Genomic DNA, 14,398 nt, shown 5'->3' with positions numbered 1-14,398 from the left:
GGGCGAAGATATGAATTTTCATCAGTTGCACATTTTTTATACGGTAGCGGAGAAGGGGAGTTTTTCCGCAGCAGCGCAGGCATTACATATGACACAACCGGCCGTGACGATGCAGATCCAATCGCTCGAGGACTATTTTGGGACTAAACTGCTGCATCGTTCCACCAAAAAAATAGAATTGTCCGAGGCAGGGAGGACGTTACTGCCTCACGCCAAGCGAAGTGTAGAACTGGTTCGTCAGACCGATGAAGCCATGTCTGCTTTTACGCAGAAATTGCAGGGAAGATTACAACTTGGAGCAAGCCTGACCATTGGTGAATATGTGTTACCACGTATGCTTGGACCTTTTGCAAAGCAGTATCCCGATATTTCCATTGTAATGAAAGTGATGAACACGACCCAGATTATGGATGAGATTTTGAAGCATCAGTTGAATTTTGGATTAATTGAAGCACCGGTAAATCACCCGGATATGATCGTCGAACCTGTGATGCAGGACGAACTGAAACTCATTGTACCAGCAGGTCATGATCTGGCAGGACGTGGAAAAGTCAACTTGGAAGAGGTGATGAACTACGCCTTTGTGCTGCGTGAGGAAGGTTCAGGCACTCGTCAGGTGATGGAAGGTCAACTGCAAAAGAAAAAAATAGACCCGAGTGACATGAATGTGGTCATGGAGCTTGGGAGTACAGGTGCGGTCAAATCGGCTGTGGAGGCTGGCGTAGGCATTACGATGTTGTCTCCTTCGTCCGTGCAACATGAACTGGCACTGGGGCTTGTACATATCGTGGATATTCGCGGGCTTGAATTCAAACGCCAGTTTTATGCCATTCACCTAAAGTCGTCTTTATTACCCTTGTCGGCTGTTGCCTTTTTGGGGTATTTGCGTCAACAGGAGCACGAGCAGGGAGAGCGGGTTTAGGAGTGCATCGGCTGTAATTTAAAACGAGAGGAAGGGTAACCAATGAATCAGCATCAAGGACGCTGTGATCTTCATACGCATAGTCAGGCTTCGGATGGTATGCAACCGCCGGCTAATAACGTGAAGCTTGCAAAACAGAGAGGACTAGCTGCGGTAGCCTTAACGGATCATGATACGGTAGCTGGTGTAGCGGAAGCCAAGCGAGCGGGAAAAGAGTACGGTATTGATGTTATAGCTGGAGTAGAAATCAGCACGCGGGCTGGTGGTAAAGATATTCATGTGCTCGGTTATTACGTGAACACGGAGGACGAGTTATTTCTGCAACGGTTGCGTGGATTAAGAGAAGCGAGAGAGGAACGGAATCATCTGATTATTGGCAAGCTCCAGCAACTAGGATTGGATATAAGCTGGCAGGAAGTACTGGATGGACTTGGACGACCGTTAGCGCCAGATGAGAGTATCGGGAGACCTCACATGGCTGATGTGTTGGTGAAAAAGGGATATGCTACCGACATACGGGGTGCATTTGATCGATATCTTGCTGAAGGCAAGCCTGGTTTCGTGTCAGTACCCCGAGTTACCCCTAAGGATGCCTGTGACTGGATTAGAGCAGCGGGAGGGGCTGCGGTAATAGCGCATCCTGGTCTCTACAGCGATGATGAATTAGTACGCCGAATTATCACAGAATCCCTTCCGGATGGCATGGAGGTATTTCACTCTGACCATGGCCCGGGAGAGGAACGTAGATATGCTGAAATGGCTAGGGAATATGATCTTATTGTAACAGGTGGCTCAGATTACCATGGCGAACGACAAGGCGTTGTTTTTCATGGAGATCTGGGTAGCAAGACGGTACCTTTTGATGTGCTCGAAAGACTGCAGGCGGCTGCACATAGTAAGAGGTAACATCATTAGGATGTGTTTATCCTTGAATTGAATAGTTTACCCAATCGCCACGTTTGGCTCCAAGCCGTTCGAACAATTGCTGTGCACGCTCATTGGTCACTGCTGTGATCCAAGACATATGAGCACATCCATGTTCATGCGTATATTTCTGACAGCGTGCGAATAAATTGGATTCGGTTTTTCCTTCTCTGAATGCTTCCGTGACAAAAAGGTCATTCATAATCGTTACACGTTCCGCTTTCATCGTACTGTACGTGAAGAACAACGTAGCGAATCCAATCAACTATCCGTCTGTTTCTGCTACAAATTGAGCGCCGATCTGCTTCTTCAGCAGATTGTTAATCAAAAGTTCGATTGCTTGGTCACCGGGCCACGGATTATTGTAGAAACCTACGACGTAGTCATGCATCAATGCTGTCAATGGTTTTAGATCATCCGAGCGGGTTTCTCTAATATGAATAGGCATAGCACACATCCTTCATTATATGTATTCATTTAATTAACAAGGTGTTATTATACGTTAAATTGAATAAATATACAATTAAGAGTTAATAAATAGAGTGACATATAGTACTTTTCTAAACATATAAAATAACCTGAAAAAGTCCCCTTAGCCTTTGCTGGCAGGGGACTTTTTCAGGTTATCGTTACGCTTTATCTGTTGAGAAGAGTGGCGGCTTATCCATTTTTTATCGTAGAGGGTAAGCTTTTAATTAATTCGTCGTTTGGTGTTACGAACAGAGTTTTCTGATGGTCGTATATGACAAAGCCAGGCTTCGCACCACTTGGTTTGCGTACATGACGAATATACGTGTAATCCACAGGCACGCTGCTTGATTCCTTCGCTTGGCTGAAATAAGCGGCGAGTTGAGCTGCTTCCTCCAGTGTAGCTTCACCAAAATCAGTGCTGCGAATGACGACATGGGAACCCGGAATGTCCTTGGTATGTAGCCAAGTATCATTCGCGGATGCCAGACGATTGGTCACATACTCGTTCTGTAGATTGTTTTTACCAACCAAAATATCAATTCCTTCTGATGAAGTGAACTGATGTACAGTTGGACGATCATTTTTTTTCTTTTTCTTGCCTTTTTTGTTCCGATCACGCAGATAACCTTGCTGTACAAGTTCGTCTCGAATTTCTTCGATATCGTTCATCGAGGCGATGGACAGCTGCTGAAGCAGATTATCCAGATAGGCGATTTCATCCTTCGTTTTCCCAAGTTGCTCGTGAATGACAGCCAAACTGTTTTTGTATTTGTTATAACGTTTGAAGTAACGCTGTGCATTATCCGATGGTGTGAGCAGTGGGTCAAGCTGAATCGTAATGTTGGCCTGATCTTCATCGTAGAAGTTAACCAGCTCTACACGCTTATCACCCTTGTTGACCAAGTGCAGGGATGCGAATAACAACTCGCCCCATAATCTGTACTTGTCCGCATCGTCGGCTTCAAGCAAGTCTTTGTTAAGATTATCGAGCTTTTTAATGTTTTTACTACGCTCGTTCTGCAGGAACCGGAGCAGATCGCTTACTCTTTGTTTAACGGTATCCCGCTCGGCCTTGTCCCCGTAGTAATCCTCCATACATTTGCTCATCGTATCGTATGTTTTTTCTTGATCCTGAATACTCTGCAGTCGAATGGCAGAAAAAATCATTTTGCCTTTGGCATTCAGTCCCGTTACAGGGGTGTACTGATGTTCTTTGACAGATTCCATGACTGACTCAAAAGCAGTCCAAAGTGTTTCTGCCTCAATACGATCTGAATCGGAAACGGTTCGAGTTGCAATCTCACTTGCAATCAGCGGACTCATTCCACTAAAAGCATTGACTAGCCAGCGTGAAGCGTCTGCTTTTACTTCTATAGCCGTTTTTGTTGGTTCTGTTTGTGCTCCCGCTTCATTTTCGTTTGCATCTTCGCTTGCTGCAGTAGCAAGCATCTGCTCGAACTCGCTTTTGGATACCTCTAGCGGGTTGATTTTATGTTGCTCTGGCGGTGCAGTGTAGGAAAAACCAGGCATGATCACACGGTAACTGCTGATGGATGGCGTAACATGGTGGATACCGTCCAAAATAGTATCTGTCGCAGGGTCAAGTAAAATGATATTACTGTGACGTCCCATCAGTTCGATAATGATTCGTTTGACCGAAACATCTCCAAGCTCGTCCCGCTGACGCACATCGATATGAATGATCCGCTCCATCCCGATCTGACGGATATTTTCAATGATAGCCCCTTCGCAGTGTTTGCGCATGAGCATACAGAACATTGGAGCTTCTGTGGGATTCAAAAATGTTTTCTCCGTAAAATGTACACGCGGGTACGTCGGACTTGCCGAGACAAGCAGCTTGCTGTTGCCGCGCTGAGCGCGCAGGGTGAGCACCACATCATGGCCATTAGGCTGATGAATTTTGCTGATACGTCCTCCGATACAACCTTGCAACTCATGTACGATGGCTCGGGTTACGATACCGTCTAGTGCCATATTGTCCACTTCCTCTCTATACGAGCATCTGCAATGACTTCAATTCATGCTCAATGCTCCATCTATAACGGTTCACAGGCAACCGCAGCATATGTAATAACATTGGTTATAACGATGACTGGTTGCGTTTTTCCAAATACGTAGTTGCGCAGTAATCTTCGCAGACCTTTATTTTAGCTTATTCTGCCCATGAGGGAAAGGATTCAGCTTCCGGGTGCTATTCACGGACCTGTCCGAATACATATAGAGCAGGTAGTTTGTCCGGCACAGTGTACATCCTGCCCTTGCAGCATGCCGGTGAAACATGTGAGCTTGCATTGCAGATGAAATAGGACTGGGAGGGAATTTTGGAGCATGGAACATACCAAGTGGCATCAATTAAACGACGAAGAGCTTCGTGAAACTCTCGGCGTGAGCCCGCAGGAAGGGTTGACGGACGAAGCGGCAGCAGAGAAGCGGAAAATTGCTGGTTCAAATGAACTGAGCGAAGGACAGCGAATATCCCCGATCACCCTGTTGCTGAATCAGTTTAAGGACTTCATGGTGTTAGTTCTTATGGGAGCGACGCTGGTATCCGGTTTGCTTGGAGAGTATCTGGATGCGGTAACGATTGTGGCAATTATTGTTCTGAATGCTATTTTAGGATTTGTACAGGAGTTCCGTGCGGAACGTTCTCTTCGGGCACTGAAGCAGTTGTCGGCTCCTGCCGCCAAAGTACTCAGGTCGGGACAGGAGGTACACCTTGCGGCCAAGCAATTGGTACCGGGAGATATCATCATGGTTGAAAGTGGTGACCGCATTCCTGCGGATGTGCGCTGGCTGGAAACCAATAGTCTCGATGTAGAGGAGTCGGCACTCACTGGAGAATCCGTGCCTGTCAGCAAACATTGCAGACCTATAGCCAGTGAAGATGTTCCTTTAGGGGATCAGAAAAACATCGGTTTTATGGGCACCATGGTCACACGCGGTACAGCCAAAGGAGTCGTCATTCGGACGGGTATGGACACCGAGATGGGCAAAATCGCTGATCTGATCCAAAATACGGAGGAACAGGAGACCCCACTACAGCACAGACTGGAACAGTTAGGCAAAATTCTGATCTTTGTTGCACTGGGGTTAACGGTGATGGTCGTGGTCGCAGGTATCCTGCATGGACAACCCGCAGTAGGCATGTTCCTGGCAGGTGTCAGCCTCGCCGTGGCAGCCATACCGGAAGGATTGCCGGCTATCGTTACGATTGCGCTGGCGCTAGGTGTACAGCGCATGATCAAACGCAAGGCTATCGTTCGCAAACTGCCATCGGTAGAAACATTAGGCTGTGCGTCGGTGATCTGCTCAGATAAGACAGGTACACTGACACAGAACAAAATGACGGTAACGAACGTGTGGCTTGAAGGGCGCAGTATTAAGGTCACAGGAGATGGCTATGCACCGGAAGGTCACATGTTGGAAAATGATCGAATAATCGAGCTGAAAAATGACCAGTCCTTACGAAGAATGCTACAGATCAGTGCACTTTGTAACAATGCCAGTATTGTCGAGACGATTGTAAACGATCCAGCCAGCAAGAAAAAGAGCAAGGAGACCAAAAAAGAGAGCAAGAAAGGCCAGAAGAAGGGTCAGCATGAGGAGGAGCAAGTTAGCGCTAACCAAGTGCTCTGGGAGTTAAAAGGTGACCCGACAGAGGGTGCGCTGGTAGCCATGGCTTCTAAAATGGGTCTTACTTCTGCAGGACTCAAGGAATTATACGATCGAGAGCAGGAATTCCCGTTCGACTCCGAGCGAAAACGGATGTCTGTTATGATCAAACATCAAGGTGGGCGTATGGTGTATACCAAAGGGGCGCCTGACGTACTGATTGAGCATTGCAGTTACATTTTGTGGGAAGGCAAGGTGGTTCCGTTCACCGGCACGCTGCGCCAGAAAGTGATGGCTGCCAACGAAAGTATGGCTGGTAACGCTCTGCGAGTCCTTGGTATGGCCTATCGTGAAGTCAAGCCGAAGGAACATGTGGCTGACGAGCATGCAGCTGAGAGCCAGCTTGTATTTGTTGGGCTTGCCGGCATGATCGATCCACCTCGCCGTGAAGTTCGTGATGCGATTGCGACATGCCGCAAAGCGGGTATCCGGACAGTCATGATTACGGGAGATCATGGAACAACAGCGGAAGCGATCGCTCATCAGCTAGGTATTCTCCCGCGCGGCGGAGCATCGTTAAGCGGGCAGCAACTGGCAGGCATGACGGATGAACAATTGGATAAAACGGTCAATGATATTTATGTGTTCTCCAGAGTCTCGCCTGAGCACAAATTGCGTATCGTCAAATCGTTGCAGCGCAAAGGACACGTTGTTGCGATGACTGGGGACGGCGTCAACGATGCACCTGCGATCAAGGCCGCGGATATCGGGATTGCCATGGGCATCACGGGAACGGATGTGACGAAGGAAGCTTCATCTCTCATTTTGAGTGATGATAATTTCTCCACCATTGTGGCGGCTATTGAAGAAGGGCGTAACATCTATGAGAACATTCGCAAGTTCATCCGTTATTTGCTGGCTTCGAATGTCGGCGAGATTTTAACGATGTTCTTTGCTATGATGATGGGCTTGCCGTTGCCACTCGTGCCAATCCAGATTCTATGGGTAAACCTGGTGACCGATGGTTTGCCAGCGATGGCGCTCGGGGTGGATCAGGCGGAAAAAGATTTGATGGAGCACAAACCTCGCGGCGCAAAGGAAAATATTTTTGCCCGCAGGCTGGGCTGGAAAATCATTAGCCGTGGTGTATTAATTGGACTATGTACGCTCGGTGCCTTCTGGTTGACACTTCAGGCCGCACCGGATCATCCTGGTCAGCTTCTTAAAGCTCAGTCCGTCGCTTTTGCTACATTGGTGCTTGCCCAGTTGATTCATGTGTTTGACTGCCGAAGTTCACGTTCGATCTTTCACCGCAATCCGTTGCAGAACAAATATCTCGTTCTGGCTGTTATCTCATCGGTTGTGCTGATGCTGGTGGTGATGTATGTAGAGCCGCTGCAACCCATCTTCAAAACGGTACCTCTCGGTCTACGCGAATGGGCCATTTGTATCGTCGCCGCAGGCATTCCAACATTCCTTATGGGTGCTGGCAGTGTCTGGGGTGGTCGCCGGAATCGTCGCCGCATGGGCGGTCCGGGACGCTTCGTACCGAAAAGTACAAAGTTTTCAGCATAAAATCAATACCTTTTAATAACCCGTTTCGATATGCTATCCTCAAAATGATTCAAAGCGAAGGCTTTGATATTTTGCAGGATAGCTTTTTTTGTATGCTTAGTGCGCATGATATGAAGATTAGCTATAAATAAACTATAAAGCTTTGGCGGCAGACGGCCAAAAGGAGTGGGCAAGATATGGAATTTACGAAAATGCACGGACTAGGCAACGACTTTATCGTTGTATTTGGTGAAAAGGAACTTCCGGCAGATGCTGCTGAACTCGCGGTAAAATGGTGCAATCGATTCTTCGGTATCGGAGCAGACGGTCTGGTTTATATACTGCCTTCGGAGAAGGCGGATTTTCAGATGCGTATCATGAACTCGGATGGTTCGGAAGCAGAGCAGTGTGGCAACGCGATCCGTTGTGTATCGAAGTATGTGTATGATCATGGGCATGTTGACCGCGAACAGATTACGATTGAAACGATTGGTGCAGGCGTTCAACCTGTAACTCTTAATATCCGGGATGGCAAGGTAGAGACCGTTCGAGTGGACATGGGCGAGCCGATTCTGAATGGTCTTCAAGTGCCTACAACAGTAGATGCGAATCCGGTGGTCAATCACAACATTGAAGCGAATGGACATGCATTCAAATTCACAGCGGTGTCTATGGGTAATCCTCATGCGGTCATCTACGTTGAAGATGCGGTGAACTTTGATTTGACAACATGGGGGCCATTGCTTGAGGTTCATCCGATGTTCCCGAAAAAAATCAATGTTGAATTTGCGACGGTACGTGATCGGGGATATGTAGACATGCGTGTATGGGAGCGCGGTGCAGGTCCGACATTGGCCTGCGGAACAGGTGCTTGTGCAACACTGGTTTCCTCTGTGCTAAATGGTCATACAGATCGTACTGCTGTAATCAGCCTTAAAGGCGGAGATCTGAACATTGAGTGGAATGAATCGGATAACCACGTTTATATGACGGGACCAGCCGAAGTTGTTTTCAAAGGATTTACTTCATAATTTACTGAAAATGTAAAGATTACACGAAAGAGGCCTGCGAGGCCTCTTTTTTTATCCTCCAAAGTGCATAAGCTTTTACAAGATGTCCGGTCATAAAGGACGCATTCAGTACATATTTTGCAGGAATGTCCACTGGAGCGGGACATACAGTAAATACCTGTGTTTTTCTTCGTTTTTAAGCATTTTTTGTGTTACATTAGTATGAAAACGATCACAGTCAGGCGGGGGGAAACGGGATGAAGGCAGATTTACGTACAGTGATGAAGCAACGTGTTCTTGTTGGTGATGGGGCGATGGGGACATTTCTATATCAAATGGGATTTCCGGTAGGGATATCTTACGAAGAGTTGAACTTGATTTCACCTGAAGTTGTGGCTGATGTGCACCGCCGTTATCGTGATGCGGGCGCGGATATATTCGAGACCAATACGTACTCGGCTAACTTTGACAAGTTGTCTAAATTTGGGCTAGAGTCCAAGGTGGAGGACGTGAACCGTGCGGGCGTACGCATTGCGAAAGAAGTCGCAGGGGCAGAGGGCTACGTTCTTGGTGCAGTAGGTTCGATTCGCGGCGGCAAACGGACAAACGTGTCTACTAGTGAATTGAAACGCTTCTATCAACAGCAGATTTTTGCGTTACTAGACGCAGGTGTGGACGGGATCCTGCTTGAAACGTTCTATGATATCGAAGAGATGGATATCGCTCTTTTGCAGGCACGCAAGCTAAGCGACCTGCCTGTGATTGGGCAATTCGCGGTAGAGGATGTAGGCCATACGCTGGACGGTTACACGATGCCTGAAGCATTTCGTATCATGCGCGAGCAGGGTGCTGACGTTATCGGTTTCAATTGCCGCTCCGGCCCGAACGGAATCATGCGCGCGATGGAAACCGTTTCTGGACGCGTTGGTGTTCCGATGTCCGTATATCCGAATGCGGGTGCGGCGGACTATGTGGATGGTCAATTCCGATATGGAGCAACTCCAGAGTACTTTGGGCAAACGGCAGTTCAGTTCGCGGATCTTGGTGCGCGCATCATCGGCGGTTGTTGCGGTACAACGCCGGATCACATCACTGCGATTAAAGAAGCGCTTGCGGATTACGTACCTCAGCCGATTGCTGAACCTGATCCTGCCGAGATTACGTCACGCGTTGTACTTCATGAGAATGTGGATGAGCGCGCAGGACGAGGGGGCCAGCCAACCATCGTTGATCTGGTCAAACAACGCCACACGGTCATTGTAGAACTCGATCCCCCGCGTGATCTGGACGTTGCCAAATTTATGAAGGGTGCCGAAACATTGAAAGCCGCTGGAGCGGATGCTCTGACGCTTGCTGACAACTCCCTTGCCGTAACACGTATGAGTAATATGGCACTTGGACATCTGGTGCAGGATCGTACAGGACTTCGTGCACTTGTGCATATCGCCTGTCGTGACCGTAACTTGATCGGAACTCAGTCCCACATGATGGGGTTTGACGCACTCGGCATTAACCATGTGCTTGCCGTTACTGGCGACCCTGCAAGGTTTGGTGACTTGCCTGGTTCAAGCTCCGTGTACGATCTGACATCGTTTGAAATCATACGAATGATTAAACAGCTGAATGATGGTGTAGCCTTTTCGGGTAAACCCTTAAAACAAAAAGCCGGTTTTGTTATTGGAGCAGCCTTTAACCCGAATGTAAAGCATCTGGACAAAGCGGTACAAAGGCTTGAGAAGAAAATTGCTTCTGGGGCAGACTATATTATGACTCAGCCGGTGTATGATCCAAAATTGATTGTTGCGATGCGTGAGGCAACCAAACATCTGGATATTCCCATTTTTGTCGGTGTTATGCCACTCGCAAGCGGCCGAAACGCAGAGTACCTTCACAATGAGGTTCCAGGTATCCAGCTTTCCGATGAAGTGCGTTCACGGATGGCGGGACTGGAAGGTGAAGAGGGGCGTGCCATGGGCGTAACGATTGCTAAAGAGCTGCTGGATGTAGCTACAGAGCACTTCAAGGGTATCTATCTGATGACTCCGTTTATGTTCTATGGCATGACGGCGGAGCTTACTCAATACGTCTGGGAGAAGTCGAAGCATCAATGTCCTACTTGTTTCAACCCTAATAATCAATTACAATAGTAAAACGGATGTGATGCCGATGTCATTCAGTATGACCGGATACGGTCAATCCGCCTTTCATTTTGGCGGCTACAAGGTACAATTGGAAATCAAATCAGTCAATCATCGTTATTGCGAAGTGATGATGCGTCTTCCGAGAGAGTGGACGTATTATGAAGATGGTTTGAGAAAGATCGTACAGAGCCGCTTGAAACGTGGGCGGATTGATGTTTATGTAATGAAAGAAAAAGAGGAAGACCAGGCTCTCCCCGCTGTTCTGAATGAGCAGGCGGTCAGGGCCTATCTGCAGGCTGCAGAGCGGCTTGAGTCTCAATTTGGATTGCAGGGCAAGCCGAGTATTGTGGATATGCTGGGTCTGCCGGATGTTATGGTTCAACCGGATGGGACAAGCTCCGTACAGGAGGAACAAAAAGACGAGTGGGAGCAGGTTCTGCAGACCGGATTGAACGAAGCTCTGTCCAGTTTGGAGCAGATGCGCGCTCGTGAAGGTCTTCATCTGGCCAATGATCTGGAGCGGCGGATCACCCGTCTGGAGTCACTGCATACGGAGATGCTTACACTTGCACCCACTGTGGTGAACGATTACCGCAACAAGTTAAGACAGCGTCTTACGGAGTTGCAGGAGGACGGCTCTTTCCCTTTTGATGAGCATAAATTGGGTATGGAAATCGCAGTCTTTGCTGATCGTTCCAACATTGAAGAGGAGCTTACGCGTTTACTTAGCCACTTTGGACAATGCAGAGAATTGTTAAAGAGCGAGGAAGCGGTAGGCCGCAAGTTGGACTTCCTGATTCAGGAGATGAATCGTGAGGTTAATACGATTGGATCAAAAGCCAACCACTTGGCTCTGGTGAACCGTGTTGTCGAGATGAAAGCGGAGCTGGAGAAGATTCGTGAGCAAGCGGCGAATATCGAATGAACGGCTAAATTTCGGCAAAAGAGTCGCATGTATAGGGGGAAGAACCTGATTATGGCAATCAAACTCATTAACATTGGATTCGGTAACATCGTATCGGCGAACCGGATTATATCCATCGTGAGTCCGGAATCGGCGCCGATCAAGAGAATTATACAAGAGGCTAGAGATCGTCACATGCTGATTGATGCAACGTATGGAAGACGTACACGTGCCGTAATTATTACGGATAGTGATCATGTTATTCTGTCTGCAGTTCAGCCTGAAACGGTCGCCCATCGTCTTTCTTCGAAAGATGATGATAACGACGAATAAAATGGAGTGTAATATGTCTAAGGGATTACTGATAGTGTTGTCCGGCCCATCCGGGGTCGGGAAGGGTACAGTATGCAGCGCGTTGCGCCAACGAGTGCCGAATTTAACTTATTCGGTTTCAGCAACCACTCGTCAGCCACGTATGGGCGAAGAACATGGAGTGAACTATTTTTTTCACTCTCATGATGAGTTTCTGAGAATGATAGCCGAGGATCAACTGCTGGAACATGCAGAGTATGTCGGTAATTATTACGGCACTCCGCGTGATTTTGTGGAGAGAACGATCAATGAAGGCCGAGATATTATTCTGGAGATTGAGGTTCAGGGTGCACTTAAAGTGAAGGAGAAATTCCCTGAGGGGATTTTTGTCTTCCTGCTTCCTCCTTCTTTGGATGAGTTGAAGGATCGTATTCAAGGACGTGGCACGGAAAGCCAAGCAACGATTGATCACCGGATGTCTGTAGCAGTCGATGAGATCAATCTGCTTGAGCATTATGACTATGCCGTGGTTAATGATGAGATTGATTCGGCTTGCAAACGAATAGAAAGCATCATTATCGCCGAACATTGTAAGATCAATAAATAATCCCTTTTGCCGCCGCGTACAGCGATATTCATGGGGCAGTTGTCATATCATGTTAAGGTTAAGGTTCTTTCCGGACTGCCTCCTGTACATGAGGACACGCAACATAAGGTTCTGTCCGGCGGCGACTTGTGATTATACTAAAGCAAAGAGGTGTTTTGTTAATATGCTGTATCCTTCAATTGATGAAATGATGAACAAAGTCGACAGCAAGTATTCCCTGGTTGTTGCTGCTTCCCGCCGTGCGAGACAGCTTCGCGAAGGTGAGAAATCCGATCTTAGAAACGCAAAGTCCCATAAACAGGTTGGCGTTGCTTTGGAAGAGATTTATGGTGATCATCTTGTTGTGATCAAAGGGCAGGACGAAGAAGAAGAGTAAGCCTCCGGGCTGCTCTTCAACTGCATACGGCGAGCGCCGAATTATTTTGACAACCGAAAGGTTGTTATTTTTTTACGAATAAGCCTGATCAGATCGATGAACCAGGACGTGTCTTGAAACCTACTGAAGTGCATCTTTTACCGTCTTTTCGCCCCCTTCAGCGTTTTCAGACACGCCCTAGTATTTATACTTGTATTGATGTCTTAACATTATCGGGGGATATTGAACATGTTGAACGGTAAAAAAATCGTGCTTGGCGTAACAGGAGGCATAGCAGCTTACAAAGCAGCAACATTATGCAGCAAACTGGTGCAAAAGGGAGCGGATGTTCATGTCATTATGACCGCTTCGGCGACACAGTTTATTACCGAATTAACGCTGCAAACGTTGACCCGAAACGCAGTATATACAGATACATTTGATGAACGTGAGCCAGCGGTTGTTTCGCATATCAATCTCGCAGACATGGCTGATTTGGTACTGGTCGCTCCGGCAACCGCGAATGTCATTGCCAAGATGGCACACGGGATGGCTGACGATATGCTCACAACGACTCTACTTGCTACTACTGCACCCGTGATGATTGCTCCTGCTATGAATGTACACATGTATGATCATCCGGCGGTGCAGCACAACATGAATCTGCTGGCTGAACGGGGCACATTAATGATTGAACCGGGTGAAGGACTTCTGGCCTGCGGATATGTAGGCAAAGGGCGTCTGGAGGAACCGGAGACTATCGTGGATGTGGTGGAGCGTTTTTTTGCGCAGCGTGATGCGGTATCGTTGAGTCGTTCAGAACAAGCCCGTGTTGAATCGGTTGCACAAGGGGATGAGCAGGATGATATTCAGCAGTCGTTACAAGGTCTGTATTCAGGACACGATTCGCTCTTAAATGGTAAAAAGGTCGTGGTTACCGCTGGTGGTACGATCGAGCGCATTGATCCAGTTCGTTATATTACGAATGATTCGTCTGGGAAAATGGGATTTGCCATCGCCGCTGCTGCGCGTGATCTTGGGGCTGAAGTGAAGCTTGTGATGGGTAATACACAGGCACAGCCGCCAGGAAATATAGAGATCATACCCGTACAGTCTGCCCAGGACATGTATGAGGCAGTATCCCGTGAGTGGGATGGTGCAGATATCGTCATTAAGGCAGCCGCTGTCGCGGATTATCGCCCGAAAGAAGTTTACATGGAAAAAATCAAGAAAAAAGGCGACACGTTGTCGCTCGAACTTGTGAAAAATATAGATATTTTGGAGACGCTGGGCAAACGGAAAACCCATCAGTATTTGATTGGTTTTGCTGCCGAGACCCAGTCGATCGAGATGTATGCACGTGAGAAACTGGAACGGAAAAATTGTGATCTGATCGTAGCCAATGATGTCACCCGTTCGGGAGCAGGATTTGGAACAGACACCAACGCGGTGCTTATTTATGACCGTGATGGGTTGGTTGAGGAGCTTGAGCTGATGTCCAAGGAAGATGTGGCGCATCGTTTGCTCCGAATTGCGGCGGAGCGCATTGCCGGGAGGAATTAAAA

Annotated in this window: 13 protein-coding genes; 10 read left to right on the top strand and 3 right to left on the bottom strand. The window is 47.8% G+C overall.

The features are described from left to right. Positions 1–10 precede the first annotated feature (10 nt). Together M3629_RS12855 and M3629_RS12850 are read left to right on the top strand one after the other, a co-directional pair. Positions 11–922, top strand: coding sequence for a selenium metabolism-associated LysR family transcriptional regulator (locus M3629_RS12855; protein ID WP_251506783.1), 912 nt, complete (start codon positions 11–13; stop codon positions 920–922). Positions 923–964: 42 nt separating this feature from the next. Next, the gene (locus M3629_RS12850; RefSeq protein WP_251506779.1) at positions 965–1,828 is read left to right on the top strand and encodes a PHP domain-containing protein; all 864 of its coding nucleotides are present in this window, start codon (positions 965–967) and stop codon (positions 1,826–1,828) included. A gap of 16 nt (positions 1,829–1,844) precedes the next feature. Here M3629_RS12850 and M3629_RS28660 read toward each other — a convergent pair whose 3' ends face one another. The 3 genes from M3629_RS28660 to M3629_RS12840 form a co-directional block, all read right to left on the bottom strand. Then, the gene (locus M3629_RS28660) at positions 1,845–2,111 is read right to left on the bottom strand and encodes a GNAT family N-acetyltransferase (RefSeq protein WP_353056746.1); all 267 of its coding nucleotides are present in this window, start codon (positions 2,109–2,111) and stop codon (positions 1,845–1,847) included. Further along, positions 2,112–2,294 (bottom strand): hypothetical protein, encoded by a 183-nt coding sequence (locus M3629_RS28655; protein ID WP_353056745.1) that lies wholly within the window; start codon positions 2,292–2,294, stop codon positions 2,112–2,114. It abuts the gene before it with no gap. A gap of 212 nt (positions 2,295–2,506) precedes the next feature. After that, on the bottom strand, positions 2,507–4,312 hold the full coding sequence (locus M3629_RS12840; RefSeq protein ID WP_251506776.1) for an Rqc2 family fibronectin-binding protein: 1,806 nt from the start codon (positions 4,310–4,312) through the stop codon (positions 2,507–2,509). Positions 4,313–4,666: 354 nt separating this feature from the next. Here M3629_RS12840 and M3629_RS12835 point away from each other — a divergent pair, with 354 nt between their 5' ends. From M3629_RS12835 to coaBC, 8 genes are all read left to right on the top strand, one after another. Further along, positions 4,667–7,525 (top strand): calcium-translocating P-type ATPase, SERCA-type, encoded by a 2,859-nt coding sequence (locus tag M3629_RS12835; protein ID WP_251506773.1) that lies wholly within the window; start codon positions 4,667–4,669, stop codon positions 7,523–7,525. A 176-nt stretch (positions 7,526–7,701) separates the two neighbouring features. Further along, positions 7,702–8,535, top strand: a complete 834-nt coding sequence (dapF, locus tag M3629_RS12830) for a diaminopimelate epimerase (RefSeq protein ID WP_251506770.1) — start codon at positions 7,702–7,704, stop codon at positions 8,533–8,535. Between the two features lie 236 nt (positions 8,536–8,771). Continuing rightward, entirely contained in the window at positions 8,772–10,661 is a 1,890-nt protein-coding gene (locus M3629_RS12825) for a bifunctional homocysteine S-methyltransferase/methylenetetrahydrofolate reductase (protein ID WP_251506767.1), read from the top strand. A 19-nt stretch (positions 10,662–10,680) separates the two neighbouring features. Further along, a complete protein-coding gene (locus M3629_RS12820; protein ID WP_251506764.1) occupies positions 10,681–11,580 on the top strand; it encodes a YicC/YloC family endoribonuclease in 900 nt (299 codons plus the stop codon). 51 nt (positions 11,581–11,631) lie between these two features. Beyond that, positions 11,632–11,892, top strand: a complete 261-nt coding sequence (gene remA / locus M3629_RS12815; RefSeq protein ID WP_006209218.1) for an extracellular matrix/biofilm regulator RemA — start codon at positions 11,632–11,634, stop codon at positions 11,890–11,892. Positions 11,893–11,905: 13 nt separating this feature from the next. After that, positions 11,906–12,478: a guanylate kinase gene (gene gmk, locus M3629_RS12810; RefSeq protein ID WP_251506758.1), complete on the top strand. Its 573-nt coding sequence runs from the start codon at positions 11,906–11,908 to the stop codon at positions 12,476–12,478. Positions 12,479–12,641: 163 nt separating this feature from the next. Continuing rightward, positions 12,642–12,854: a DNA-directed RNA polymerase subunit omega gene (rpoZ, locus tag M3629_RS12805; protein WP_145331918.1), complete on the top strand. Its 213-nt coding sequence runs from the start codon at positions 12,642–12,644 to the stop codon at positions 12,852–12,854. Positions 12,855–13,082: 228 nt separating this feature from the next. Next, positions 13,083–14,396, top strand: a complete 1,314-nt coding sequence (coaBC, locus tag M3629_RS12800) for a bifunctional phosphopantothenoylcysteine decarboxylase/phosphopantothenate--cysteine ligase CoaBC (RefSeq protein WP_251506755.1) — start codon at positions 13,083–13,085, stop codon at positions 14,394–14,396. The last annotated feature ends 2 nt before the right edge of the window (positions 14,397–14,398 follow it).

Source organism: Paenibacillus polysaccharolyticus (assembly GCF_023714295.1).
In the GTDB taxonomy this organism is placed as follows: Bacteria; Bacillota; Bacilli; order Paenibacillales; family Paenibacillaceae; genus Paenibacillus; species Paenibacillus polysaccharolyticus_A.
Note: the sequence above shows the minus strand (reverse complement) of the source record. Positions and strands in the feature narration are given on the sequence as shown.